The following is a 25166-nucleotide window of genomic DNA, read 5'->3' as shown; positions in this document are numbered from 1 at the left end:
CCGGGACCGCCGATGGCTGCGGCCCGTCCTTCATTAATCACTGTTCGTTACCCGACGCCTGCCGATGCGCTGGCATCGGCTGGCTTATTGGTAACGGGTAAATTTGCGCGGATCGAACGCCTCGCGGATCGCCTCGCCGATAAAGGAGACCATGATCAGCACCAGACTCACCGCGGCCACCACCGAGCTGACGATCCAGATGGCATCCAGATTGTTGATGCCCTGGGAGAGCAGCTCCCCCCAGCTCGGGGTCGGCGGTGCCAGCCCGAAGCCAAGATAGTCGAGCGCCGTCAGGGTGGAGATATTGCCCACCACGGCGAACGGCGCCAGGGTGACGATCATCATCAGGGTGTTGGGCAGGATGTGGTTGAAGATGATCCGCCCGGTGGTCGCCCCTTGCGCCCGCGCTGCCATCACATAGTCCCGTGCCCGCTCCTTGTAGGTGAGGGTGCGCATATACCAGGTGATCCCCATCCAGCCGAACAGCACGTTGATGGCGACAAACAGGCCGAAGTTGGGCTTGGCCAGCGACACCAGGATCATGATGACGTAGAGAAACGGCACCTGGGACCAGATCTCGATAAAGCGTTGCAGGATGAGGTCGAAGCGGCCGCCGAGAAAGCCCATCAGACAGCCGATGGTGACTCCGATGGCGTAACTGGCCGCCAGCGCGATAAAGGCAAAGCCGATGGCGATGCGAAAGCCGTAAACCAGTCGCGCCAGCACATCGCGGCCGCTGGTGTCGGTGCCGAGGAAGTGGCGCTCGGCCACGCTGGGGGCGTAGGGCGGGTAGGCATCCTCCTTGAAATCCTGCTCGTAGGGGTTCCAGGGCACCGGCGGCAGCAGTACCCAGTCTCCCTGGCCCTCTGCGGCAAATTTGGCCTTGAGCTGGCGGTAGTTGGTTTCGTACTCGTAATCGAGCCCGAACTGCTGACCGGGGATCACATCGCCATAGGTGGGGAAGTGCAGCTGGCCCTGATAGCTCACCATCAGTGCCCGGCTGTTGACCAGCAGCTCCGCCAACAGGGAGAGCAGCACCAGGGTGGTGAAGATAATGAAGGAGTAGTAACCGCGCTTGATCGACTTGAAGCGCTTGAGTTTTTTCAAGGTAACCGGATTGAGCTTCATGGTCAGTCTCCAAACCGCACGCGGGGATCAACGAGGGCAACACAGATATCGGAGACGATATGGCGTGATATCAGCATCGGCATGGCAATAGAGGTCTGGTTCATGGTCAGTCTCCAAACCGCACGCGCGGATCAACAGGAGGTGCAACGCAGATATCGGAGACGATATGGCGTGATATCAGCATCGGCATGGCAATAGAGGTCTGGTTCATGGTCAGTCTCCAAACCGCACTCGGGGATCAACAGGAGGCGCAACGCAGATATCGGAGACGATATGGCGTGATATCAGCATCGGCATGGCAATAGAGGTCTGGTTCATGGTCAGTCTCCAAACCGCACTCGGGGATCAACAGGAGGCGCAACGCAGATATCGGAGACGATATGGCGTGATATCAGCATCGGCATGGCAATAGAGGTCTGGTTCATGGTCAGTCTCCAAACCGTACGCGCGGATCAACCAGGGCCACGCAGATATCGGAGACGATATTGCCTATCAGCATCAGCATGGAGGTGATGGCCAGAATGCCCATGACGGTGGGGTAATCCCGCTCGACGATAGCCTCGTAACCGAGCAGGCCGATGCCGTCGATGTTGAAGATGGTCTCGATGAGGAAGGAGCCGCCAAAGAAAACGGTGAGCACAGACCCCAGGTGACTGGCGATGGGGATCAGGCTGTTGCGCATGGCGTGGTCGGTGACCGCCTTGCGAAACGGCAGTCCCTTGGCTACGGCGGTACGCACATAATCGGCCGACAGGTTCTCCATCAGGCTGTTTTTCATAGTCATGGTGAGGATGGCGAAATCGCCGATGGCGTAGGCGATAAGCGGCAGCAGGGCATGGGCAAAGACAGTGCGGATCTGATCCCAGCTGCTCTCCATGTACTCAAAGTCGTCCCCCGGAAAACCGCCCATTGGCAGCCACTCCAGATGGAAGGCGAAGACGGTGATGAGGAAGATCCCCACCACGTAGGCGGGCAGGGCATAGGCCATGTAGATAAGCATGGAGCTTAACGAGTCGAAGCGACTGTTGTGCCTGAGCGCCTTGGCCACCCCCAGCGGAATGGAGACCGCATAGCTCAGCAGAAAGGTCGCCAGTCCAAAGAAGGCGGTGACCGGGAGCCGCTCCTTGATGAGACCCCACACCGGCTCGTAGTAGCGGGTCGATTCGCCCAGATCCAGCACCGCCAGCTTCTGCAGCCACTCCCAGTAGGCGACCAGCATCGGCTTGTCGAGACCATAGAAGGCCTTGAGCTCCTCGATCTGCTCATCTGAGAGGGCCTGCGCCCCCTTACTGCCGCTGGAACGGCCGGATTCATTCTGGGAAACCTGGGCTTGCAGCAGCATGCGTTCGACCGGTCCGCCCGGCACGAAACGGGTGATGGTGAAGACGAGCAGGGTGATACCGAGAAACGTCGGGATGATCAAAAGCATCCGGCGTAGGAAATACGACAGCATGGTGGAACCTCGTCCTTGTTGTTCTTTTTTGCGGCCAGTCAAATCCGGTGACGGGCCTGTCCTTCCTGGCATTACGCGCTGGATTGGTTGCCAAACAGCAGACAATCCGCTTGGCCACTGTAAAAGCTCTGCAACAAAAATCAAGTACAAGGAAATGGAAAACTGGGACAAATGACCCGCTGAGACCAAAAGCACCGAAAAATGACGTTTTTTATCTGAAAAGTGAAAATCAAAACAAAACGCTACTGCTCAACATTATTTTAAAAAATATAAACAGCTGTTTGTTTGAATCTTGTGTTTATTTATGCGATTGAATTTTAAGTGCTTTTCTTTCTGCTGCCAAAGAAGGGAAAACGATATCATCTCGACAAATTTATCTATCTCCCCCATCGGAGTGGTCAGTCACAATAATAATTAAAATAGAGTTTTATTCTTATTTTTGCCAATAAATCGAAATAAGATATAAAGAGACAGCACGTAAACAAATAAGTTCATCAACTTTTAATTCAGCGTCTTTTACATGTTTTAACAACGATTTCACATTGCGCGGGATGTTTTTGGCAGAATTATTCACTAATTATGCCGGTCAAAATTAATACACTCCGCTTATTCCACATCTCACCCTCCCGATCCCCCCACTCCATTGACGTCGCCAGTCAAAGATTGATAAGCCTTACGCATCGCTCCAAAGAGGGCGGTATCAGGAAGCAAACAATAAACAACCAGGAAGGATATAAGCGATGCTTAGGAAGAGCAGAATCTCTGCTGCGATTGCGTTCGCCTTGGCGAGCCTTGCGGCGGCCCCATCCGTATCTGCCGAAGAAGGGCAGAACGTCGAAAAACTGCAGAAAATCAAAGTCACTGGCTCCCGTATCTCTCGTGTTGATGTTGAGGGGGCGACTCCGGTTGTCTCTGTCAGCAAGGCCCAAATTGAACAGTCTGGCCAGCAGACTGTGGCTGATTATCTGAAACAGGCCTCCTACAACTCCTTTGGTGGTTTCTCCCCATCCTCCGGTAGCTCTGCCCAGTCACAAGCCACCGTAGGGCTGCGTGGCCTTGGTGAAGATCGCACACTGGTGCTGCTCAATGGCAAGCGTATCGCCGGTTCTCCCTCCATGGGGGGCACCGCCATCAACCTCAACACCATCCCCATGGCGGCCGTTGAGCGGGTGGAAGTCAACCTGGACGGTGGCTCTGCCCTGTATGGTTCTGATGCCATCGGTGGCGTTATCAACGTGATCCTCAAAGAGGGTTTTGAAGGCTTGTCATTCCAGGGGCGCGTCGGTTCACCGACCGAGGAAGGTGGTGACGAACAGAGTGGTTCCATCGTCAGCGGCATTTCGGGTGAGAAAGGTTCCCTGATGATGGTCTACGAGCATGATGTCAAAGACGAAATCTATTACAAGGATCGTGATTATCTGGCCAAGCAGGGGGCTGAGTCTCCTAGCCTCTATGGTCGCAATATCAAGGGAGTAGACGCGGCAACTGGCAAGACCGTAACCCATACTCTGAATGGGGTCGACTGTGAAAGCACCGGCGCCGGTTTTGTCACCAAGGGTACGGCTTGCCGCTTCGACTTTGCCCAGGTCGCAGCCAAGACCGCCTCGCGTACTCGCGACACCGTCTATGTCAACGGCCGTTACCATATCAACGACAATGTAGATTTCGTGCCACAGATGATTGGTTCCCGGGTCACCAGTTTTGGTCGTTTCGCCCCTGCTGCCGGTGCCTTCACCGTGGATGGCTCCACCCCTGAAAGTGCTGCAGTCCTGTCTGCCAACAACTTCAGCACCGCCAAGGCTGCGACGGTTTACTACCGCTTCAACAACGTCGGTCCCCGTGACAACGAAGTGACCGACTTGACCGGTACCCTGAACCTGGGTTTTGAAGGGGTGGTTCCGACCGAGGCGGTTGGCGATCTGGAGTGGAATGCCGGTTACATGTACTCCAAAACAGATAACCAGAGTATTGGTAATGGCTATGTATTGGAGCCGGCAGTTCAGACTCAGGTAAACAGTGGAAACTTCGTCAACGGCAGCTTCTCCGCTGATGCCACCAAGGATCTCTCTTATACCACCAGCCGCAACTCCAAGATGGATTTCTTCCAGTGGTATGGCGGTCTGGGTTGGGAGATGGGCGAACTGCCTGCTGGCCCGGTCAGCTGGTATCTGGGTGCCGAGTATAACGATTGGGTTTACTCCGACACCTACGACAGCCAGTCCGAAGCGGGTAACGTACTGGGTTCATCCGGCAACTCTGGTAGCGGTGTGCGCGATGTGTTTGCCACCTACATCGAGAGCCTGATCCCCATCACCGAGCAGATCGAGCTGAACCTGGCGGGTCGTTACGACAAGTACAGCGACTTTGGCAGCGCCTTCTCGCCCAAAGCGAGTCTGCGTTATCAGCCGCTCGACCAGCTGATGTTCCGTACCTCCTGGTCCCAGTCTTTCCGTGCGCCGGGTCTGAATGATCTCTATGCGGCGGATGCCCAGTCAGCGGACTTTGCCAAGGACTATGTCTACTGCCAGGCCAATGGTATTGCCAACTGTTCCGAAGAGCAGTACGAGACAACGCGCCAATCCAACAAGAACCTGAAGGAAGAGACCGCCAATACCTTCACTATCGGGGCGGCCTACAATCCGCTGGACAATCTGAACCTGTCGCTCGATTACTACTACATCAAGATTGATGACGTGATCCAGCTGGCTACCACCCAGACCCAGTTCTATCAGGAGCTCAATACCGGCAGCAACCCGAACGTCATTCGTGACGCCAACGGCGATGTCGAGAAGGTCTATGCCGGCATGGTCAACCTGGGGCAACTCAAGACCAGTGGTATCGACTTCAAGGCGGACTACAAGTACGACTTCAACTCCTTCACCCTGCGTTACGACTTTGGCAGCAGCTACATCCTGAAATATGAGGAAGGTCTGTTTGCTGGTGGCCCAATGGTTGACAAGAAGGGCTGGAATGGCAAACCCGACTTCCGTTTCAACTCCGGGATCGGTGCCAACTTCCCGCAGCTGTGGAATCTGGATACCTACCTAAGCACCAACTATATCGACTCCCAGAGCCAGGACTATGTGGATGGCAAGGAAGAGGGCCATATCGCTTCCAACACCATCTGGAACCTGAACGTCGCGGTCGATACCAGCTGGAATGCCAAGATCCAGACCGGCGTGAAGAACATGTTCAACCGCGGACCTTCCCTGTCAAATGATGGTTACACCTACGATGAATACCTCTACAGCATTGACGGACGGGTCTACTACATCGACTACACCCAGAAGTTCTAATCAACCCCGTTGATATACAACCTCAGCCGGCCCGGTCGGGCCGGCTGTGCCCAACGTCCAAGGAAGTTACGGAGATAGGGTAATCCTATGAAGACAAGGACCATTACAATGAAGAAAGCGCTCCTTGGCAGCCTGGTTTCGGCCGCCTTGTTGACCAGCTTCAATCTGAGTGCCGCCACTGCCGGTCAGGCCGTGGACGCTCAAGCCGCCACCGACAACGCATCCAAAGTTTCCCAGCAGAAGATCGACAGCTATGCCGAATCTGCCGAATCCGCACTGGCCCAGTACAAGGCTGCCCTGCGTCAGGTCGACAGTCTGCGCACCTACAACGAGCAGGTGAGCAAGATGGTCGAGTCCCAGAGCGCCGAGCTGGCGTCGATGCAAAAGCAGATCGCCCAGATTGATCAGACCAGCACCGAAGTGGTGCCCTTGATGCTCAAGATGATCGACTCCCTTGAGCTGTTTGTGTCACTGGATCTGCCGTTCCAGAAGGTCGAGCGCGAGGACCGCGTGGCGGCTCTGACCGACCTGATGAACCGGGCCGATGTCACCATCTCCGAGAAATACCGCAAGATCCTGGAGGCCTACCAGATCGAGGAGGGCTTCAGCCGCACCATTGAGGCCTACAAGGCGAGCCTGGACAAGGATGGCAGCGAGAAGACCTACGAGTTCCTGCGCGTTGGCCGCATCGCGCTGCTTTATCAATCCCCGGATGGCAATGAAACCGGGATGTGGAACAAGAAGACTCGCCAGTGGGAAGAGTTGCCCCAGGAGTATCGCAGTGCGGTTGAACAGGGCCTTCGCATCGCCAAGAAGCAGGCGCCTCCCGCGCTGATCAAGCTGCCGGTTCAAACTGCGGAGAAAGCATCATGAAAGGAATCAAACTTGCTATTGCCTCCCTGATTGCGGGAGCAACCCTGGTCACCCTGCCGGTGACCGCCGCCGAAAAACCGGTGGATCTCAATGCGCTGCTGAACCAGGTCAAGGCCTCCAGCCTGAGCGAATCCCAACTCAACAAGGAGCGGGAAGCCCGCTTCCTGGCTGACAAGAACGAGCAGGGGGCGCTGCTGGCCAAGGCCAAGGCCGAGCTGGCTGCCGAAACAGCCAAGGGCGAGCAGCTCAAGGCGACCTTTGATGCCAACGACAAGCAGCTGACCGAACTGACCGAAACCCTGCGCCAGCGTTCCGGCAACATGGGCGAAATGTTTGGTGTGCTGCGTCAGTTTGCCGGGGAGTTCAAGGGGATCTTCAACGCCTCCGCTCGTCGGGTCGAGCATCCGGAGCAATCCGCCCTGCTAACCCGTCTGGCCGAGAGTAAAGAGCTCCCCTCCAGCGATGATCTGGAAGCGTTCTGGACCACCACCCTCAGCCGCATGGTGGACGGTGGCAAGGTGAGCCAGATCCCGGTGACCGTGGTCTATGGCGAAGGCAACCAGGCCGAGAAGACCGTCACCCAGATCGGCGAGTTCAATACCGTCTCCGAAGGCAAGTACCTCACCTTCGTGCCGGAGACCGGCAAGTTCGAGCAGCTCTCCCGGCAACCGGAGAAGAGTGTGCTCGCTCCCATCGCCGAGTTTGAACAGGGCGGTGGCGGGGTCAAGCCCATCTTTATCGACCCGTCTCGCGGCGTGATCCTCTCCCTGCTGGTGCAGTCACCGACCCTCAAGGAGCGTATCGATCAGGGTGGTTCCGTGGGTTATGTGATCCTGGCATTGGGGGTCATCGGTACCCTGCTGGCCATCTTCTGCGGTATCCGCCTGTCGCTGATCGGCTCGTCCATGCGCAAGCAGCTGAAATCCGATCAGATCATCAAGGGCAACCCCATTGGTGACATGCTGGGGGCTTACCAGAACCATCGCGGTGACAATATCGAGGATCTGGAGTCCAAGCTCGACGAGATCATCCTGCGCAACGTGCCCAAGTTCGAGAAGGGCATCAGCCTCATCAAGCTGATCGCCTCCGTCGCGCCGCTGCTGGGCCTGCTCGGTACCGTAGTGGGGATGATTGCCACCTTCCAGGCCATCACCCTGTTCGGTACCGGCGATCCCAAGCTGATGGCGGGCGGTATCTCCGAGGCGCTGGTGACCACCATGCAGGGTCTGGTCGTCGCGGTGCCCATGCTGTTCCTCTACACCATTGTGCAGACCCAGAGCCGTCGTCTGATCCAGGTGCTGGAAGAGCAGAGCGCCGGTTTCGTTGCCCGTTATCAGGAACGTCTGCACGCCTCCAAAGCCGCAGCGTAAGGAGTCACCCATGTGGTTCTGGTTGATTGAAGAAGTCGAGTCGGTCCGCCGGTTTTTGGGATTGGGGGGCGATGTACTGGTCGCCCTGTTCTTCCTGACCCTGATGATGTGGGCCCTGTTGCTGGAGCGCTGGTTCTATTTCATGGCGGTCTACCCCAAGCAGGTGAAGCAGACCAAGGCGACCTGGCTGGCCCGCACCGATCATCTCTCCTGGTCTGCCAAGCAGATCCGGCGCGAGCTGGTCTCTCGGGTTGCCATGGCGGTGGACAAGGGGATGCCGGTCATCAAGGTACTGATCGCTCTCTGCCCGTTGATGGGATTGCTCGGTACCGTGGTCGGGATGGTGCAGGTGTTTGACACCCTGGCCATCACTGGCACCGGTTCGCCGCGGGCGATGGCATCGGGGATCTCCAAAGCAACGGTACCGACCATGGCGGGCATGATCGCCGCCCTTTCCGGCCTGTTTTTTGTCAACCAGCTCGATCACAAGGCCAAACTGGCGGTGCAAAAGCTGGAAGACAACCTGAAACACGGTTGATGCAGGATGCATACCCCCGGCGAGGCATGGCCTGCCGGGGGCACAGAACAAGCAAGGAGTTTCTGCTATGAGAAAACGTTACAGCGACAGCGGTGCTGACGAGGCGGCTATCGATTTGACCCCCATGCTGGACATAGTGTTCATCATGCTGATCTTCTTCATCGTCACCACCTCCTTCGTCAAGGAGTCCGGTGTCGAGATCAACCGTCCCAGTGCCAGCACGGCCGAGACGGTGAAGAAGGGCAATATCATGGTCGCGGTGCGCGAAAACGGTCAGGTCTGGGTCGACAAGCGGGTGGTCGAGGTGGGGGCGGTGCGCGCCAACATCGAGCGGCTGCGGGCCGAGAACCCGGAGAGCGCCGTGGTGATCCAGGCCGATAACGAATCCCGTTCCGGTCTGGTGGTGCAGGTCATGGATCAGATCCGCATGGCCGGTGTCCAGAACATCTCCATCGCGGCAGACAAGAGCAGCTGATGCCGGAGAGAGACCTATGAGATACCTGATATCGTTGGCGGTCTCCTGTGTGGTGGTGTTCTTTCTGTTTCTGGGAATGAACAAGCTGATCACACCGGATCACCGGGAGCTGGTGGAGAAGGATGACGTCACCATGACCGATTTCATCCGCCTCAAGCCCCAGGAGACCCTGCAAGAGAAACAGCGGGAGCTGCCCAAACCGCCGCCGCCCAAGCGTCCGCCACCGCCTCCCGAGATGGAGGTGGCCAGCACGGATAGGCCGAAGATGGAGAGCGCGCCGATGGACATGCCCAAGCTCGACATCCCGGTCAATATCGGTGGTGGCAACGCGCTGGGTGCCTACAGCACCGGCGGCGGTGGTGGCGGCGTCGGTGGCAACAACGGCGCCATTCCGCTGGCAACCTTCGAGCCCATGATGCCCCGCAAGGCGGCACTGGCGGGGTTGGCCTCCGGCAAAGTGCTGGTGGAGTTCACCGTCACCGAGCGTGGCACCGTCAGCAACGTGCGGATCGTCAAGGAAGAGCCGCGCAGTTATGACCTCGGCAAAGAGGCGCGCAAAACCATCGCCAAGTGGACGTTCAAACCGGCCATGGTGGATGGCAAGCCGCAGGCGAGCCGTATGCAACAAGAGATCGAGTTTGCGGTCAACTAAGGAAGGTGGCGATGAACAAGTTACACAAGATGATCCTCGCCCCGGTCGCCATGGCGGTGCTGCTCAGCACCGCCAGTTGGGCCGCCGAGCAGCCGGCACTGTCGGATCGGGCCTATCGGGCGGTCAACAAGGCGCAGGAGCTGATCACCGAGAAGAAATACGGCGAGGCCAATGCCAAGCTGCAAGACGCGCTCTCCGGCGCGGGCGAGAGGGTCTACGACAAGGGGGTCATATTGCAGACTCTCGGTTTCGTGGCCGCTCAGCAGGAGAAATACGGTCAGGCGACCAAGTACTTTGCCGATGCCATCGCGACAGGCGGCCTGCCGCCACCGGTGGCCCAGCAGGTGCGCTACAACCTGGCCCAGCTATATATGGCGGAGGGTAATTATCAAGGCTCGATCAAGACCATGAAGGAGTGGTTTGCCAACCAGGGCAAAGATGACAAGCCCAACTCCCATGCCTATATCACGCTAGCCAACGCCCACGTGCAGCTCAAGCAGTACCGTGACGCGATCCCGGCGGTGGATCAGGCGATCAAGCTGTCGGCAGGTAAAGCGCCGGAGTCCTGGTATTTGCTGAAGATGGGCGCTCACTACGAGCTGAAACAGTACAAACCGGCGACCGAGGTGCTGACCTCTCTGGTCAACATGTTCCCGGAGAAGAAGAAGTACTGGACCCAGCTGTCGGCCATGCATATGCAGGCAGGCAACGATGCCAAGGCGCTGGCGGCGCTGGAGTCGGCCTACAACCTCGGCATGTTGACCGAGGCCGCCGAGCTGCAGCGCCTCGCCAACTACCTCGCCTTCACCGGTATTCCCCATCGCGCCGCCCGGGTGATGGAGAAGGGGATGAAGGACGGGGTGATTGAGCCGAGTGCCAGCAACTACAAGACCCTGGCCAACTACTGGCATCAGGCCAAGGAGCTGGATCCGGCCATCGACACCCTGGCCAAGTCCTACCAGCTGGCCCCGAGCGCCGATCTGCAGCTGAAAATGGCGCGCATGATGATCCAGAGCAAACGCTATCAGGATCTGGTGGCGCTGGCCGCCAAACCGGCAGCCAATGCCAATGGTGAACAACGTGCGGATCTCAAGTTCCTGACCGGTGTCGCCTATTTTGAGCAACAAAAGCCGAAGGAGGCCCTCAACGCCTTCACCCAGGCGGCTCAGAATGGCAACGTCAGCGGTCGGGCATCTCCGTGGATCAGCTTCCTCAAAGAGCAGAGTGGCACCGGAGAGGCAGCCGTCCAGTAATTCCAATGACAACTACCTGTAGTCCCTTTTATGGTTGCCTGGTGGCTCCATTAACCGCTCTTCGGAGCGGTTTTTTTATGGTGGCTGCCAGCACCGGCGGGTGGCCGACGCACGGTTTTATCCCTCTTCATACCAATAAAGAGCCTCCCTCGACATTGGTCTATCTCCCCGGATGTGACAAACGTTTCGGCTAGGGCTGCAACCGTGACACCAGGTGGCGCTGCGCTGTGGTTGACGGGGGCTCGGGTGGCTCGCTGACAGGCGGGCAGTGCCATTCATCTTTCTCTTTGCTGCGACTTGCCAGTGTGGCTTTTGCCCTGTTGATAAGCGTCACACCGAAAACGGCTACTTTTAACAAGAAAAGCAACATATGGAAGTTGAAATTTTGGCCGACTCAGGAAAGAATGCGCGCTCGGTTATTGGCGTCGTGGGGCAGGTTGACCCGCCACCGGCAGACCGAGGATGAGACGGCCCCCGGCCCATTTGGTACAGGAAACCACACAGGAATTTTATGAATCCCCTTCGCACTGCCGCTTCGGCCCTTTTATGCACATTTGCGCTGGTCAGCCAGCAGGCTGCCGCCGTCGAGTACCGTCTGCCTGCGGCCAACAGCCGCCTGATCGGTGAAAACCAGGAATACGTGGTGCCTGCGGACAACCGTCCGCTGGAGCAGATCGCTGCTGACTTCCAGCTGGGTCTGACCAACATTATGGAAGCCAACCCGGGCGTTGATCCCTATCTGCCGAAGGCGGGTAGCACCCTGATCATCCCCCACCAGCTGATCCTGCCCAACGCGCCTCGCGAAGGGATCGTCATCAACGTTGCCGAGATGCGTCTCTACTACTACCCGAAAGGGAAGAACGTGGTGGAAGTACTGCCCATCGGCATCGGTCAGCTGGGGGTAAACACCCCGGAGAACTGGATCACCAAGGTAGAGCGCAAGCGCGCCAACCCGACCTGGACCCCGACCGAGAACATCCGTCGCCGCTATGCCGCCCAGGGCAAGACCCTGCCGGCAGTCTGGCCAGCGGGTCCGGATAACCCCATGGGTCTGCACGCCCTCTACATCGGCAACCTCTATGCCATCCACGGCACCAATGCCACCTTCGGTATCGGTCTGCGGGTAAGCAGCGGTTGCGTGCGTCTGCGCGCTGACGACATCAAGTATCTGTTCGACAACGTGCCGGTCGGCACCCGCGTCCAGTTCGTCAACCAGCCGGTCAAGACCACGGTCGAGCCGGATGGCGGTCGCTACATGGAAGTACACGAGCCGCTGTCGCGCACCGAGGAGGAGTTCAACTCCACCGCCTCCGTGCCGCTCCCGATGACACCGGCTATCACCCGCTTCATCGCTCACGCCGAGTCTGACTCCAACGTGGTCAAGCAGGTGCTTGAACAGCGTACCGGTATGCCGACCCGTCTCAATCCCTGATTGAGCAAGTTGGCGGTGCCGCGCGCACTGGCTGAATAAAGAAAACGGCGACCATCTGGTCGCCGTTTTTTATGGGGGAGTCACCGCTTGCTTACTGCACGCAGACCGGGCAGAAGGCGTAGGTGCCTTGCGGATCGTTGAAGCGGGTGAGCGGGTCGAGACTGCGGTTCACTTCCACCAATGCCTTGCCAAATCCAGCCGGCAGCCAGCTTTGCAACTGGGGAGCTAACATTTGGGCACTGCTGTCAAACAGCTGGCGCAGGAACTTGTCCTTGGTGGACTCCTCCTGCTCGATGGGGGTCACCTGCCACTCCTTTAGGTTGGCCAGTTCGGCGGCGGCCTTGATGGCGTCATCCAGATTGCCGAACTCGTCCACCAGACCCAGGGCCTTGGCATCTTCGCCGGTCCAGACCCGACCTTCGGCCGCTTTTTCGGCCTCTTCCGGGCTCAGACCACGGCCCTTGCTGACCAGACCGATGAAGCGCTGGTAGGTATCTTCCACGCTCAGCTGGATTGCCTGACCGACGTGATCCGGCAGGGCGCGGGTCGGGCCGACGCCGACGTAATCTGTGGTGCCAACCCCGTCGGTATGCACCCCGAACTGGGCCAACGCCTTGTCGATGGTGGCGAACATGCCGAATACCCCGATGGAGCCGGTGAGGGTGGTGGGGGAGGCGAAGATCTTGTCCGCATCGGCGGAGATCCAGTAGCCACCGGATGCGGCATAGCTGCCCATGGAGACCACTACCGGTTTGCCTGCCTGTTTCAGGGCCAGCAGCTCGGCGCGGATCTGCTCGGCGGCGAAGGCGCTGCCGCCCGGGCTGTCGACCCGCAGGACTACGGCTTTGACCTTGTCATCGCGGCGGGCATCGGCCAGCAGGTCGGAGAGGCTATCACCGCCTATGGTACCGGCAGGCTGTACGCCATCCATGATGGCGCCGCTGGCGACCACCAGACCCACCTCATCCTTGCCGCTCTGGGGATATTGTTCCGGAATGGCAGCCAGATACTCTTTCAGGCCGACCCCTTTCCAGCCGTGGTCGTCCGCTTCACCCACCTCTTTAATGACCGCCTGGGTCATCTCGTCGCGGGTGGCCAGCTGATCCACCAGACCGTTGTCGAGGGCGTAGTTGGCGGCATTGCCACCGGCCTTGCGCAGCAGCTCGAGGAAGCGCTCCTTGCCCGGCGCGACCGCATCGGGTTCGATCTCCCGCTGCTCGGCTACGTCAGTCACATAGGATTGCCACAGCTGATCCAGCCAGCGCTGGTTCGCCTCTTTGCTCTCGGGGGACATCTCGTCACGGGTATAGGGCTCGACGAAGGATTTGTAGGTGCCGACCTTGAATACATGCGGGGTGATGTTGAGCTTCTCCAGCGCCGACTTGAAGTAGGTCTGGTAGACCCCAAGCCCCTCTATTACCACGGCTCCACTCTGGTTGAGCAGCACGTGATCGGCGTGGGCCGCCAGCAGGTACTGGCCTTGAGTGTAGAAGTCGGCCATGGCGATCACCGGTTTGCCGCTCTCCCGGAAGGAGTCGATGGCACTCGCCACCTCCTGCAGTTTGGTGAAGTTGGCTCCCTGCAGCCCTTGTGGCTTGATCACCAGCGCCTTGATGCGCTCGTCATCCTTGGCACTCTTGATGGCCCACAGCAGGTCGGAAAGAACGATCTCGCTCGGCTGCTCGTCGCTGCTGTCCATCTGGCGCAGCAGTTGTACGGTGGGATCTGTCTGGGAGCGTTGCTCCACCAGCACGCCGTTGAGATTGAGGGTCAGCGCCCCTTCGATGGGCGCCTTGGGAGCCTCTTTCTGGCTGACGCTGAAGACGATGACCAGCACTACGATGAGAAACAGCAGATTGACCAGCATCAGCCGGGTGAAATTGAGCAGGCGCCACAGGCTGCGGAACAACCAACCCAGACCTTTGAAAATAGACATAGTCGCGTTATCGCCCTGTTAATGGGTAGAGAAGAGCCATTATTAACCAGTTGCGGGCGAAATTGCCATTTCCGACTGGCGGATCCCGCCTATCTTCGTTCAGGGCACGGCTGTTCGCTGAAAAATTGTCCAAACATTTGTTTGAAAAAGAATTTTCGATTCTTTACTCTAGCCTCAGTTTGATAACAAAAAATTAACTGGAGGCATCGTGAGCCGCTATCCGACCCTGCTGACCCCGCTCGACCTTGGCTTTACCCAGCTGCGCAACCGGGTGTTGAGCGTTGTTCCATGCACCCTGGCCTTAAAGAGGAAGGCATCATGAGTCGCTATCCCCATCTGCTGACGCCCCTTGACCTCGGTTTTACCCAGCTGCGCAACCGTGTGTTGATGGGCTCCATGCATACCGGCCTCGAAGAGGAGAAGGGCGGTTTTGACAAGCTGGCTGCCTTTTATGCCGAGCGCGCCCGTGGTGGAGTAGGCCTTATCGTCACCGGCGGCATTGCCCCCAATCTGCGCGGTCGGTTGGTGCCTCACGGTTCCCAGCTGAGCTTCCCCTGGCAGGTGAGCAAGCACAAGAAGGTGACCAGCGCCGTGCATCAGGAGGGGGGCAAGATAGCGCTGCAGATCCTCCATGCCGGTCGTTACGCCTATCATCCGTTCAGTCTGGCACCGAGCGCCCTCAAAGCCCCCATCTCCCCGTTCAAGCCACGCGCCATGAGCGAGCGACAGATCCGCGGTACCATTCGCGACTTCGCGGCTACAGCCGCGTTGGCCAAGGCGGCCGGTTATGACGGCGTCGAGGTGATGGGCTCGGAAGGCTATCTCATCAACCAGTTCATCTGCGAGCGTACCAACAAACGCACCGATGGCTGGGGCGGCAGCAGCGAAAACCGGATGCGCTTTCCGGTGGAGATTGTCCGCGCCATTCGCGAGCGGGTCGGCACCGACTTCATCATTATCTTCCGCCTCTCCATGCTGGATCTGGTGGAGCAGGGCTCGACCCTGGAAGAGGTGATTGCCCTTGGCAAAGCGCTGGAAGCGGTGGGGGTGACCCTCATCAACACCGGTATCGGTTGGCACGAAGCGCGTATTCCCACCATCGCCACCAGCGTGCCGCGCGGCGCCTTCAGCTGGGTGACAGCCGAGCTGAAAAAGCATCTCAAGGTGCCGCTTATCACTACCAACCGGATTAACACCCCAGAGGTGGCCGAGCGGATTCTGGCGGGTGGCGAGGCGGATATGGTCTCCATGGCGCGCCCCTTCCTAGCTGATCCCGAATTTGTCATCAAGGCGGCCGAGAACCGGGCGGACGAGATCAACACCTGCATCGCCTGCAACCAGGCTTGCCTCGACCATGTCTTCAAGCAGAAGCGCGCCTCCTGTCTGGTCAATCCCCGTGCCTGTTTCGAGACCGAGCTGACCTTTGGCCGCGTGCCCCAGCCCAAAAAGCTGGCGGTGGTGGGAGCTGGCCCGGCCGGGCTGGCGTTTGCCTGCTACGCTGCCGAGCGCGGTCATCAGGTGAGCCTGTTCGATCAGGCCAGCGAAATCGGCGGCCAGTTCAACTTCGCCAAGCAGATCCCGGGCAAGGAGGAGTTTCACGAGACTCTGCGCTATTTCGCCAAACGGCTGGAGAAGTGCGGCGTCGAGCTCTATCTGGGCCAGCGCCAGAGTGCCGAGAGCCTGCTCAGCGGCGGTTTTGACGAGGTGATCCTCGCCACCGGTATCCGTCCGCGTACCCCCAATATCCCGGGGATCGAGCATCCCAAGGTGATGAGTTATCTCGATGTATTGCGGGATCACAAACCGGTCGGCCAGAAGGTGGCGGTGATCGGCGCTGGCGGCATCGGCTTCGATGTGGCCGAATTCCTTGTGGAGAAAAGGGTCGAGAAGAAGGTGGAGATGGATGCCGATGGGCACCGTGATCACTGGCTCAAGGAGTGGGGCATCGACAAACAGCTTGGCGAGCGCGGTGGCCTCACGGCTCCTGAAATCGACGCCCCCGAGCGCCAGATCTGGCTGCTCCAGCGCAAGGAGAGCAAGGTGGGTGATGGACTTGGCAAGACCACTGGCTGGATCCACCGTACCGTACTTAAGAACCGCAAGGTGCAGATGCTCTCCGGGGTGCAATATCTGGGGATCGATGACGAGGGCTTGCACATTCAGGTGGGCGAGACCAAGCAGTGTCTGCCGGTGGATCAGGTGATCGTCTGCGCCGGGCAGGAGCCCCTCAAGGAGCTTCAGGCGGGTTTGCAGGCAGCAGGCAAGCCGGTGCATATCATCGGCGGAGCTGACGTGGCTGCCGAGCTGGACGCCAAGCGCGCCATCCGGCAAGGGGCCGAGCTGGCTGCGGTCATCTAGCCAACTGTGCCCTCTTGTCCTTTTTAGTGCGATAAACCCCTGAGCCTCAGGGGTTTTCTTCATTCGGTGCTGTGCTAAGGTAGCGCCATCATTGCCCCAGAGAAGGAATTGCCCATGGATGCCCTCACCCTGTTGCTCAACCGCCACTCCTGTGGCCGTCTCGCCGATCCCGCCCCGAGCGGTGAGGTACTCGACAATATCCTCAAGGCGGGTCTGCGCGCGCCGGATCACGGCACCCTGACCCCCTGGCAGTTCATTCTGTTTGAAGGGGAGGGGCGCGAGCGGCTGGGCAAGCTGCTGGCCGAGGCGGCCCGTGTCCGTGGCGAAGATGAAGAGAGCATCAAGAAGTGCAGCGAAGCGCCGCTGCGGGCGCCCTTGGTCATCGCCGTGGCAACCCGTTATCAGAAGCACCCCAAGGTGCCGAAACTGGAGCAGGAGCTCTCTGCCGGGTGTGCCCTGATGGCGATGCAGATGGCGGCGCAGGCGCAGGGCTTCAACGGTATCTGGCGCTCCGGCTGGTTTATCTTCGACGAGCAGATCAACAAGGGATTGGGACTGGCGGCAGAGGATCAGCTGGTGGGTTTCCTCTATCTAGGTACTCCCATGCTGGAAGCACGCAAACTGCGTGAGCTGCCGCTCGATGAGTTTGTCCGCCGTTTCTGACTTTTCGGCCACGTTGCGGTTGAGAGAAGCAAAGCCTCGAGAAATCGGGGCTTTTTTGTTTAACCGTGAATAGTAACCAGAGAAATTGGAGAAAATAAATGGCTCAAAGAGGCTTCGCACGCCATAGCAGGTAATTATTTAAATAGTGCGATGTAACTCGCAATCCTGTTGTATTTCACTATGTAAAACGTTTGCGTGTTCGCTAATATCTCCCTGCCAGTTTAGAAGGGCACTCCTTCTAATTTTTCTGCGATGAGAGTCGCAATTCCGTAGCACCTTTTTAAACAGCCCAACGTCTTCGTGACATTGGGCTTTATTTTTTATGGGGTGTCGGGGCTGTTGTGAGCTGATGGCGATATCGGCATACAACCCGGTTGGCAGCCTTATGCCCTGTTTTTGGCTGGCAGGATCCGGGCCGGGCTGCCGACTACCCGAGCTCCGGCCGGTACATCTTTGGTGACTACGGCACCCGCGCCGACGATCGCCTCTCGCCCTATGGTTACACCGGGCAGCAAGATGGCGCCGCCCCCAATCCAGACCTTGTCTTCAATGGTGACCGGCAGCGCCGTCTCTGTTCCCTGAATCCGTTCGTCGGCCTCCAGCGCATGGGCTGCGGTATAGATCTGCACGTTTGGCCCAATCATCACATGGGCGCCGATGCGAATGGGGGCATTGTCCAGCAGGGTAGCCCCCATATTGATGTAGGAGTCCTTGCCCAGGTGGATGTGGCGGCCATAGGTGCAGTAGAGGGGCGGGCAGATAAAGGCATTCTCTGCCAGTTCGCCAATCAGCTCCGCCAGTAGTGCCCGCTGCTCAGCCTCATCTTCCGTCTGATTGAAACGGCGATAGCGCCGTGCCGCCTCCCGGCGCAACTGGGCCAGCTCGGGTGCCATGCAGTTGTACGGTTGGCTGCTAATCATCTTCTGGTATTCGGTCATGGCAGGGCCTCAATGATGTGGAGGAACGATGTTAATCCCTCATTGGCCAGAGAAGCGTGAACCTTCCCCCAGAGTGAGAAAAGGGAGAAACAACAAGAGCACCCGCGGGTGCTCTTGTTTAATAAAGGTGTTGACTTGCCGCCTTGAGAGCGGGAGCTATGTTTAGCAGTGTTTGCGGCCGGAGAGGCGGCACCACTCCTCCTTGACGGCGGTCGGGTCCATCTCGAACCACTGGCCGTAGATGGTTTCCAGCTCCGGAGCCTGACTTTCCAGCACGCCGGAGAGGGCCATCAGGCTGCCCGCTTTGCCGTGGCCGGCGATCAGCGGCGCCAGTTCGCGCAGCGGGCCGGCCAGAATGTTGGCGACTACCACGTCCGCTTCGACGTCTTGTGGCTGGTCGGCCGGCAGATAGAGTTCAATCTGGTCGGCGACGCCGTTGCGTGCAGCGTTGTCGCGGCTGGCCTGAATCGCCTGCGGGTCGATGTCGATGCCGATGACGCGGGCGGCACCCAGTTTCAGGGCGGCGATGCCGAGGATGCCGGAGCCGCAGCCAAAGTCGACCACGGTTTTACCGGCCAGATCCAGCCCGTCCAGCCACTGCAGGCAAAGCGCGGTGGTGGGGTGGGTACCGGTACCGAAGGCCAGACCCGGATCCAGCATGACGTTGACCGCATCGGGGTTTGGCACGTCGCGCCAGCTCGGGCAGATCCAGAGCCGCTCGCCGAACTGCATGGGGTGGAAGTGATCCATCCACTCGCGCACCCAGTCCTTGTCCTCCAGCTGCTCCACCTTGTAGCCCACGTCTTCACCGAAGATCTGCTGGAAGAAGGCGATGGTGGGGGCCGGATCGGTTTCGGCGTCAAACAGCCCCATCACTTCGGTCTCGCCCCACAGCGGGGTTTCGCCCGGCATGGGTTCATAGACGGGCACATCCTTGGCATCCATAAAGGTCACCGCCTGGGCACCACGCCCCAGCAGCATGTTGCTCACCTTGTCTGCGGTCTTGGCAGTGGCGTTGATTCGAATTTGTATCCAGGGCATGGCGTCGACTCTTCATAAATGTGAAACCGCGAGATTCTACCATCATGGGGCAGTGCTGTCGTGGTTTGCCCATGACGTGGAGGGATACGGGGGCTTTTGCCGGATTGGCACGGTTCCTGTATTGCTCTATGCAGGCGAAGACGACCGGTTTTCGCTGAACGCTTTGCTCAAGTTCCGTCATCTTTCACTGCCACCCTCGGGTGGCATTTTTTTATCTGCACTCCTTTGCCTGGTAAACAGTCTGCCAGACAAAAAAAGAGCAAGGTCGGCACCTTGCTCAAGGATGTACTGACGCCGTTTTGGCGCATTCATGCTGCTGTTGGCACGCCAGATGCAAAGACTAATATGTCCTGCATAAGGATATGTGTGTGATTGTTACCCCAATGTTCAGGTATTCAGGCCATTTCTCGCGAAATGGCCTCTTTTTTGGCTGATTGTTGGACGTTGGCCTGCTACTGGCTGTCATGAGTGCCGCTGGTTGTGCCCGTTTGGGGCATCTCCTTGGTGAACTTATCCCATCATGGTGCGTTGGAGGGCTTAGTTGGCAAAGCCGCTCATGTCGATCACCAGCTTGCCTACCATGCGGCCTGCTTCCACCTCGGCATGGGCCTGAGCCAGCGTGATCGGGGTCAGCGAGGGGATGGTTCTGGTCAGGGTGGTCTGCAGTACTCCTTCATCGACCAGTGCCGCCACCCGGCCGAGCAGGTGGTGCTGTTCGATCATGTCCGGCGTCTGGAACAGGGAGCGGGTGAACATGAACTCCTGGCTGAAGGTGACGCTCTTGCTCTTGAGCAGGGAGAGATCCCACGGCTCGCTCGATTCGGCGATGGTGCAGATATGGCCAAACGGGCGGATCAACCCCGCCATGGTGGCCCAGTGTTCGGCGGTGGCGTTGGTGCAGAAGATAGCATCGACCTGAGTGATGCCAAGGGCGGTCAGCTCCTCCTGCAACTTGTGGTGGTTCACAACCTGATGGGCGCCCATTTCGAGGCACCACTCGCGGCTCTCGGGGCGGGAGGCGGTAGCAATTACCTCCATGCCTGTGAGTTGGCGGGCCAGCTGGATGGCGATGGAGCCCACGCCACCGGCGCCGCCGATGATCAGCAGTTTGCCACGGCTCTCGCGGGTGAGGGCAAAGCGCTCGAACAGGGTCTCCCAGGCGGTGATGGCGGTGAGCGGCAGGGCGGCGGCCTCCACATCGCTCAAGGTGGTGGGGGCGATCGCGGCTATGCGCTCATCCACCAGTTGCAGGGCGCTGTTGCTGCCCGGGCGGCTGATATCACCGGCATACCAGACTCGGTCGCCCGCCTTGAACAGAGTAACTTCACTGCCGGTGGCGATCACTTCCCCCACCGCATCCCAACCCAGTACCCGGGGCGAGCTTTCAATTTTGGCCTTGGGGGAGCGCACCTTGGTATCTACCGGATTGACGGAGGTGGCGGTGACCCGCACCAGCAGATCCCGCGGGCCTGGAACCGGATCGGGCAGGTTGGCGGCGATAAAGCAGTCGGGGTGGTCGCTTGGCAGATAGTGAGTCAGGGCAATGGCTTTCATGGTTTTTCCTTTCAAATCGCGGTGTTCGGGATTGCCACTCACTCTAGTCTGGTTGATTATCAAGATTAAGATGGGTAATCGGTAAAGACTGTTTGAATATATGAACAATGTCGATCTGGAGTTGATGGGACTGTTTGCCACCGTGGTGGAGCAGGGGAGCTTTACCCGGGCCGCCGAGCTGCTTGGTATGCCCAAGTCATCGGTGAGCCAGAAGATCTCACGGCTCGAATCCCAGCTCGGGGTGCGGCTGTTGCAGCGCACCACCCGCAGGTTGAGCTTGACCCCGCAGGGGGAGCTCTATGTGGAGCACTGTCAGGGGCTGCTGGCACTGGCCCGCAGCGCCAATCTGGCGATGGCACGGCTGCGCTCGGCCCCGGCGGGGCGGGTGCGGATCACTGCCCCCGAGGCGACCGGTACTCTATTGCTTGGCCGGATCCTCGCCGAGTTTCGCGCCCTCTATCCCGAGGTGGTGCTGGAACTGACCCTGAGTGACGAACAGCTCGATCTGGTGGGGGAAGGTTATGATTTGGCGCTGCGGGCGGCACCGCTGAAAGACTCCAGCCTCATCTGTCGGCGTATCGGTCAGGTGGCGCGCCATCTGGTGGCGGCTCCCGCCTATCTGGCGGCCCACGGCATGCCGCAACAGTTGAGCGAGCTGGGCCGTTATGCCTGTCTGGTGCACTCGGCCATGCCGGTGTGGCCATTGCAGGAGGGTGGCTGGCGGCCGCAGGGGGCCTGTGTCAGCAACAGCTTGCTGGCGCTGCGGGAGATGGCGCTTCATGACGGGGGGATTGCCCTGTTGCCCCACCATGTCTGTGAAGGGGATTTGGCGGCGGGGCGGTTGCAGAAGGTGTTGCCGGATCAGCCGATTCCGGCCAACCCGTTTTACCTTATCTATCCGAGTCGGGAGCATCTGGCTCCCGCCCTGCGCACCCTGATGGATTTCGTGGCCGAGCGGTTGCCGTTCGCCTGAGTTACCAGCTGCTCTGGCTGGCCGACTCCTGATTGGGTTTGAGGCCGAGGGGGACCGACTGGCGCTCCGCCAGCATGCGGATCTGCCCTTCAATCAGGCTGGCGCTGGGGCCCAGCACCAGCACCAGCTGGTGGTCGTTGAGCTGGATCCAGGAGAGGCAGCCCAGGCCCAGCAGGCGAGATTCATCCACCAGTGAAATATCGCGCACCCGCAGGCTGAGGCGGGTGATACAGACACTCATCGCCACCAGATTGTCCATCCCGCCCAGCACCTTGAGGTACTGGATCGCCAGCATCTGCGGGTCGGAGGGGGCAACGCTGGCAAGGCGCGGATGCTCCACCGCGATGGGCTTGCTCGGCATGCTGAGGGGGGCACGCTCCAGTAGTTGATAGAAGAGCAGGCTATAAGCGACGAAGAACAGGATACCGACCGGAATGAGCCAGAAGCTGTGCTCCCCTGCCTGATAGCTCAGCACCAGATCCAGCAGACCGGCGGAGAAGTAACTGCCCACCTTGATGCCGAGCGCACTGCAAACGGCGAGCGAGAGCCCCGTCATCAGGGCGTGGGCGAGAAACAGCCAGGGGGCGGTAAAGGCGAACAGAAACTCGATGGGCTCGGTGATACCCACCAGTGCCGAGGTGAGCGCCAGGGTGAGCAGCAGCCCGCCCTGCGGCAGCCGCTGCATCCGCTGGCGGTGCAGCCAGATGGCAAAACAGGCGCCCGGCAGGCCGAACATGATGATGGGGTAGAGACCGGCCACATACCCTTCATGAAGTGGCTGTGCGGTGGCCAGCGCCTGCAGGTTGCTCTCGCCAAGGCCGATGACGCTGCCCAATACCTGATGCAGGCCGAGCGGGATCAGCAGCCGGTTGAGGGTGCCGTAGCAGAAGGCGCCAAACGGCGTGGTAAGCAGCTCGGAGGTGAGCAGGGTCAGCCCGCGCTCCAGTGGCGGCCACAGCAGCGAGAGGGGAATGGCGATCAGCAGGCAGGCCAAGGCAGACACCAGCAGGCTGGGAAACTCCCCCCTAGCGATCAGCAGCCAGCGGGGCAGGGTTTGCTGGTGAACCCAAGGGTAGATGATGGCAGTGGTGAGCCCTGCCAGCAGGCCGCAGATCATGTCGGCGTGCAGGTTGGGGGCTAGCGTATTGAAAGCGGTACTGAGCAGCAGGAAGTTGACCGCACCCGCCAGCGTCTGTCCGCCCAGCTCCTGCCGACTCAGGCCAAAGGCGATCGCCACCGCATAGATGAGCGGCATCTGGCTGAAGATCGCCTGACCGGTGAGGGAGAGCACCGCCAAATCGAGCACGTCGGGTTGCCCAAGCCGGTAGATCAACGCCGCCATCGGCAGGATGGAGACGGGCAGCAGCAGGGCATAACCGAGCCGCTGCAGGGCTTGAGTAACGACTTGTCGAGTGGCTTTAACGGGCATACAGCGGCTGCGTTCTGTGACTTGGCGCACAGTTTAACCGGAAAACACCTATTTGGGGATAGTTTTGGAACCCCTAATTTATATTTTTATTATTTCTGCCCGAAAAGCTCGCGCACTTCCCGCGAGGGCGGTGCCGTTAAAAGGCTCACCGTGATAAAGACCATCAGCGCCAGCGTGAGGCTTGGCACGATGGCATGCAGGCCAGCCAGCTTGATCCCCCACTGACTCAGTACCCCATAGCAGACGATGCCGCTGACCATGCTGGCCAGTGCGCCCGGGCCGTTGGCCCGTGACCAGTAGAGACCGAGCACCAGCGGCCAGAGGAACACCGCCTGCAGGCCGCCAAAGGCGAGCAGGTTGAGCCAGATGAGCATCTCGGGGGGCTGCAACGCCGCCAGCAGCACCAGAGTGCCGAGGATCAGGGTGCAGAGCAGGGAGAGGCGGGGGATGCGCACCTCCAGCTTCTCCTGCTTTGGACTCAGATAGTTGAGGTAGAGATCTTTCACTAGAGTGGCGGAAGCCTGGATCAGCTGGGAGTCGATGGTGGACATGATGGCCGCCATCGGCGCCGCCAGAAAGACCCCGGCCAGCCAGGGGGGCAGCACTTCCATCATCAGGGAGGGCATGATCTTGTCCGGGCTGTCCATGCCCGGCAGGATGGCGCGACCCAGAGCGCCCGCCAGATGCATGCCAAACATCAGCAGGGCGCTGACCACGGTGCCGATCAGAATGCCACGATGGAGCGCCTTGCTGTCGCGATAACCAAAGCAGCGCAGCGCCGAGTGGGGCAGCCCCACCACCCCGACACAGACCAGGATCCAGAAGCTCAGCATAAAGGGCTGGGTCAGCATGTCGCCGGCCCCTTGCGGGCTCACCAGCTTGGGGTCGATCTCCCTGAGCTGGTGGATGAGGTTTGGCAAGCCGTCACCGGCGACCAGAATCCCCGCCAGCAGGGCGCCGGTGCCGATCAGCATGATGATCCCTTGAAGGGCATCGGTCATCACCACGGCGCGAAAACCGCCGATGATGGTGTAGAGCAGCACGCAGCTGGCAAACAGCATCAGCCCCTGCTGGTAGGAGAGGCCGGTGGCGGTCTCCAGCAGGCGGGCGCCGCCGATGAATTGCACCACCATGGTCGCGATAAAGGCGAGGATGATAGTAACGGAGCCGAGGATCACCACCGCCTTGCTCTGGTAGCGGGCCCACAGCATGTCGTTGATGGTCACCGCATTGACCCGGCGGGCGATGATGGCGAACTTCTTGCCAAGCACCCCCAGAGTGAGCCAGACGGTGGGCAGCTGGATCATCGCCAGCAACACCCAGCCCAGACCGATCTTGTAGGCCGCGCCCGGCCCGCCGATGAAAGAGGAGGCCGAGGTGTAGGTGGCCACCAGGGTCATCGCCAGCACCAGCCCGCCCATGCTGCGGTTGCCGATGAAGTACTCCTGGACGAAGTTGCCTTCAGCTCTATGACGGCTGGCCCAGAAACCCACCCCCAGCACCAGCACCAGATAGATGAAGAGCGGAAGCATCAGCTCAAGATTCATGGGATGACTCCTTGCCGGAAGGGGCTGGGGTATCGAGGGGGATCTCCACAAACAGTCGATCCACCATCAGGGCACATAGTGCGATGAACAGCAGTGGCATCGCCACGCAACTGAGCAGGAACCAAAGGGGAATGTCCCAGCATTCGATCTCTTCCGGGATCAGATAAGCCGTGCCATACCAGGCAAGAAAATAGAGTAGGGTCAGCAGCAGGCAGAAAGCTGCTTCCCGGCGGGCGAGAGCAAAACGGTTCACCTTG

The 25166-nt window shown here is 59.4% G+C and carries 20 protein-coding genes; 11 read left to right on the top strand and 9 right to left on the bottom strand.

Features of this window, described 5'->3' with window-relative positions; all coding sequences use genetic code 11:
• Positions 1 to 84: 84 nt before the first annotated feature.
• Both G5154_RS15755 and G5154_RS15750 read right to left on the bottom strand, forming a co-directional pair.
• Positions 85 to 1128: an ABC transporter permease gene (locus G5154_RS15755; RefSeq protein WP_021230406.1), complete on the bottom strand. Its 1044-nt coding sequence runs from the start codon at positions 1126 to 1128 to the stop codon at positions 85 to 87.
• Positions 1129 to 1555: 427 nt separating this feature from the next.
• Positions 1556 to 2581 (bottom strand): ABC transporter permease subunit, encoded by a 1026-nt coding sequence (locus G5154_RS15750; protein WP_337073556.1) that lies wholly within the window; start codon positions 2579 to 2581, stop codon positions 1556 to 1558.
• Between the two features lie 740 nt (positions 2582 to 3321).
• Here G5154_RS15750 and G5154_RS15745 point away from each other — a divergent pair.
• The 8 genes from G5154_RS15745 to G5154_RS15710 all read left to right on the top strand — a co-directional run bounded on the left by G5154_RS15745 (position 3322) and on the right by G5154_RS15710 (position 12470).
• Positions 3322 to 5877, top strand: a complete 2556-nt coding sequence (locus tag G5154_RS15745; protein WP_337073555.1) for a TonB-dependent receptor — start codon at positions 3322 to 3324, stop codon at positions 5875 to 5877.
• A gap of 108 nt (positions 5878 to 5985) precedes the next feature.
• Positions 5986 to 6750, top strand: coding sequence for a DUF3450 domain-containing protein (locus G5154_RS15740; protein ID WP_421251358.1), 765 nt, complete (start codon positions 5986 to 5988; stop codon positions 6748 to 6750).
• Complete coding sequence (locus G5154_RS15735; protein WP_421251357.1) at positions 6747 to 8120, top strand: MotA/TolQ/ExbB proton channel family protein; 1374 nt, start codon at positions 6747 to 6749, stop codon at positions 8118 to 8120. Before G5154_RS15740 ends, G5154_RS15735 begins: the two co-directional genes overlap by 4 nt.
• 10 nt (positions 8121 to 8130) lie before the next feature.
• The gene (locus tag G5154_RS15730; RefSeq protein ID WP_005338936.1) at positions 8131 to 8658 is read left to right on the top strand and encodes a MotA/TolQ/ExbB proton channel family protein; all 528 of its coding nucleotides are present in this window, start codon (positions 8131 to 8133) and stop codon (positions 8656 to 8658) included.
• A 67-nt stretch (positions 8659 to 8725) separates the two neighbouring features.
• Positions 8726 to 9133, top strand: coding sequence for an ExbD/TolR family protein (locus tag G5154_RS15725; protein WP_005338933.1), 408 nt, complete (start codon positions 8726 to 8728; stop codon positions 9131 to 9133).
• Positions 9134 to 9149: 16 nt separating this feature from the next.
• Entirely contained in the window at positions 9150 to 9785 is a 636-nt protein-coding gene (locus G5154_RS15720) for an energy transducer TonB (protein ID WP_005343441.1), read from the top strand.
• 11 nt (positions 9786 to 9796) lie between these two features.
• Positions 9797 to 11038 carry a tetratricopeptide repeat protein gene (locus tag G5154_RS15715; protein ID WP_421251356.1) on the top strand — a complete coding sequence of 414 codons (1242 nt, stop codon included), beginning with the start codon at positions 9797 to 9799 and terminating at the stop codon, positions 11036 to 11038.
• A 511-nt stretch (positions 11039 to 11549) separates the two neighbouring features.
• Complete coding sequence (locus G5154_RS15710; RefSeq protein WP_005338927.1) at positions 11550 to 12470, top strand: L,D-transpeptidase family protein; 921 nt, start codon at positions 11550 to 11552, stop codon at positions 12468 to 12470.
• A 91-nt stretch (positions 12471 to 12561) separates the two neighbouring features.
• On the opposite strand, the gene sppA is transcribed toward G5154_RS15710, so the two are convergent.
• A complete protein-coding gene (sppA, locus tag G5154_RS15705; RefSeq protein ID WP_421251355.1) occupies positions 12562 to 14406 on the bottom strand; it encodes a signal peptide peptidase SppA in 1845 nt (614 codons plus the stop codon).
• A gap of 318 nt (positions 14407 to 14724) precedes the next feature.
• Here sppA and G5154_RS15700 point away from each other — a divergent pair, with 318 nt between their 5' ends.
• Together G5154_RS15700 and G5154_RS15695 are read left to right on the top strand one after the other, a co-directional pair.
• Positions 14725 to 16764 carry an FAD-dependent oxidoreductase gene (locus G5154_RS15700; RefSeq protein ID WP_421251354.1) on the top strand — a complete coding sequence of 680 codons (2040 nt, stop codon included), beginning with the start codon at positions 14725 to 14727 and terminating at the stop codon, positions 16762 to 16764.
• Between the two features lie 114 nt (positions 16765 to 16878).
• Complete coding sequence (locus G5154_RS15695; protein WP_216977101.1) at positions 16879 to 17427, top strand: NAD(P)H nitroreductase; 549 nt, start codon at positions 16879 to 16881, stop codon at positions 17425 to 17427.
• 383 nt (positions 17428 to 17810) lie between these two features.
• On the opposite strand, the gene G5154_RS15690 is transcribed toward G5154_RS15695, so the two are convergent.
• From G5154_RS15690 to G5154_RS15680, 3 genes are all read right to left on the bottom strand, one after another.
• Complete coding sequence (locus G5154_RS15690) at positions 17811 to 18365, bottom strand: sugar O-acetyltransferase (RefSeq protein WP_421251353.1); 555 nt, start codon at positions 18363 to 18365, stop codon at positions 17811 to 17813.
• A gap of 162 nt (positions 18366 to 18527) precedes the next feature.
• Positions 18528 to 19406 (bottom strand): 50S ribosomal protein L11 methyltransferase, encoded by an 879-nt coding sequence (gene prmA, locus G5154_RS15685; RefSeq protein ID WP_421251352.1) that lies wholly within the window; start codon positions 19404 to 19406, stop codon positions 18528 to 18530.
• Between the two features lie 537 nt (positions 19407 to 19943).
• On the bottom strand, positions 19944 to 20960 hold the full coding sequence (locus tag G5154_RS15680; RefSeq protein ID WP_421251351.1) for a zinc-binding alcohol dehydrogenase family protein: 1017 nt from the start codon (positions 20958 to 20960) through the stop codon (positions 19944 to 19946).
• Between the two features lie 100 nt (positions 20961 to 21060).
• Here G5154_RS15680 and G5154_RS15675 point away from each other — a divergent pair, with 100 nt between their 5' ends.
• Positions 21061 to 21933 carry a LysR family transcriptional regulator gene (locus G5154_RS15675; RefSeq protein ID WP_005358412.1) on the top strand — a complete coding sequence of 291 codons (873 nt, stop codon included), beginning with the start codon at positions 21061 to 21063 and terminating at the stop codon, positions 21931 to 21933.
• Position 21934: 1 nt separating this feature from the next.
• Here the strand turns inward: G5154_RS15675 and G5154_RS15670 are convergent, their stop codons facing one another.
• The 3 genes from G5154_RS15670 to G5154_RS15660 form a co-directional block, all read right to left on the bottom strand.
• Positions 21935 to 23362, bottom strand: a complete 1428-nt coding sequence (locus G5154_RS15670) for a PTS transporter subunit EIIC (protein WP_421251350.1) — start codon at positions 23360 to 23362, stop codon at positions 21935 to 21937.
• 89 nt (positions 23363 to 23451) lie between these two features.
• Entirely contained in the window at positions 23452 to 24909 is a 1458-nt protein-coding gene (gene panF, locus G5154_RS15665) for a sodium/pantothenate symporter (RefSeq protein WP_421251349.1), read from the bottom strand.
• Positions 24899 to 25162 (bottom strand): DUF997 family protein, encoded by a 264-nt coding sequence (locus G5154_RS15660; RefSeq protein ID WP_227341303.1) that lies wholly within the window; start codon positions 25160 to 25162, stop codon positions 24899 to 24901. Before G5154_RS15660 ends, panF begins: the two co-directional genes overlap by 11 nt.
• Between the last annotated feature and the right edge of the window lie 4 nt (positions 25163 to 25166).

The sequence above is a fragment of the Aeromonas sp. 600527 genome (genome assembly GCF_049175415.1).
GTDB classification, from domain to species: domain Bacteria; phylum Pseudomonadota; class Gammaproteobacteria; order Enterobacterales; family Aeromonadaceae; genus Aeromonas; species Aeromonas veronii_A.
Note: the sequence above shows the minus strand (reverse complement) of the source record. Positions and strands in the feature narration are given on the sequence as shown.

Excerpts from the sequence above, each read along its gene's own strand:
- G5154_RS15755 (WP_021230406.1), bottom strand. The coding sequence starts at position 1,128 with ATGAAGCTCAATCCGGTTACCTTGAAAAAACTCAAGCGCTTCAAGTCG.
- G5154_RS15750 (WP_337073556.1), bottom strand. The coding sequence starts at position 2,581 with ATGCTGTCGTATTTCCTACGCCGGATGCTTTTGATCATCCCGACGTTT.
- G5154_RS15745 (WP_337073555.1), top strand. The coding sequence starts at position 3,322 with ATGCTTAGGAAGAGCAGAATCTCTGCTGCGATTGCGTTCGCCTTGGCG.
- G5154_RS15740 (WP_421251358.1), top strand. The coding sequence starts at position 5,986 with ATGAAGAAAGCGCTCCTTGGCAGCCTGGTTTCGGCCGCCTTGTTGACC.
- G5154_RS15735 (WP_421251357.1), top strand. The coding sequence starts at position 6,747 with ATGAAAGGAATCAAACTTGCTATTGCCTCCCTGATTGCGGGAGCAACC.
- G5154_RS15730 (WP_005338936.1), top strand. The coding sequence starts at position 8,131 with ATGTGGTTCTGGTTGATTGAAGAAGTCGAGTCGGTCCGCCGGTTTTTG.
- G5154_RS15725 (WP_005338933.1), top strand. The coding sequence starts at position 8,726 with ATGAGAAAACGTTACAGCGACAGCGGTGCTGACGAGGCGGCTATCGAT.
- G5154_RS15720 (WP_005343441.1), top strand. The coding sequence starts at position 9,150 with ATGAGATACCTGATATCGTTGGCGGTCTCCTGTGTGGTGGTGTTCTTT.
- G5154_RS15715 (WP_421251356.1), top strand. The coding sequence starts at position 9,797 with ATGAACAAGTTACACAAGATGATCCTCGCCCCGGTCGCCATGGCGGTG.
- G5154_RS15710 (WP_005338927.1), top strand. The coding sequence starts at position 11,550 with ATGAATCCCCTTCGCACTGCCGCTTCGGCCCTTTTATGCACATTTGCG.
- sppA (WP_421251355.1), bottom strand. The coding sequence starts at position 14,406 with ATGTCTATTTTCAAAGGTCTGGGTTGGTTGTTCCGCAGCCTGTGGCGC.
- G5154_RS15700 (WP_421251354.1), top strand. The coding sequence starts at position 14,725 with ATGAGTCGCTATCCCCATCTGCTGACGCCCCTTGACCTCGGTTTTACC.
- G5154_RS15695 (WP_216977101.1), top strand. The coding sequence starts at position 16,879 with ATGGATGCCCTCACCCTGTTGCTCAACCGCCACTCCTGTGGCCGTCTC.
- G5154_RS15690 (WP_421251353.1), bottom strand. The coding sequence starts at position 18,365 with ATGACCGAATACCAGAAGATGATTAGCAGCCAACCGTACAACTGCATG.
- prmA (WP_421251352.1), bottom strand. The coding sequence starts at position 19,406 with ATGCCCTGGATACAAATTCGAATCAACGCCACTGCCAAGACCGCAGAC.
- G5154_RS15680 (WP_421251351.1), bottom strand. The coding sequence starts at position 20,960 with ATGAAAGCCATTGCCCTGACTCACTATCTGCCAAGCGACCACCCCGAC.
- G5154_RS15675 (WP_005358412.1), top strand. The coding sequence starts at position 21,061 with ATGAACAATGTCGATCTGGAGTTGATGGGACTGTTTGCCACCGTGGTG.
- G5154_RS15670 (WP_421251350.1), bottom strand. The coding sequence starts at position 23,362 with ATGCCCGTTAAAGCCACTCGACAAGTCGTTACTCAAGCCCTGCAGCGG.
- panF (WP_421251349.1), bottom strand. The coding sequence starts at position 24,909 with ATGAATCTTGAGCTGATGCTTCCGCTCTTCATCTATCTGGTGCTGGTG.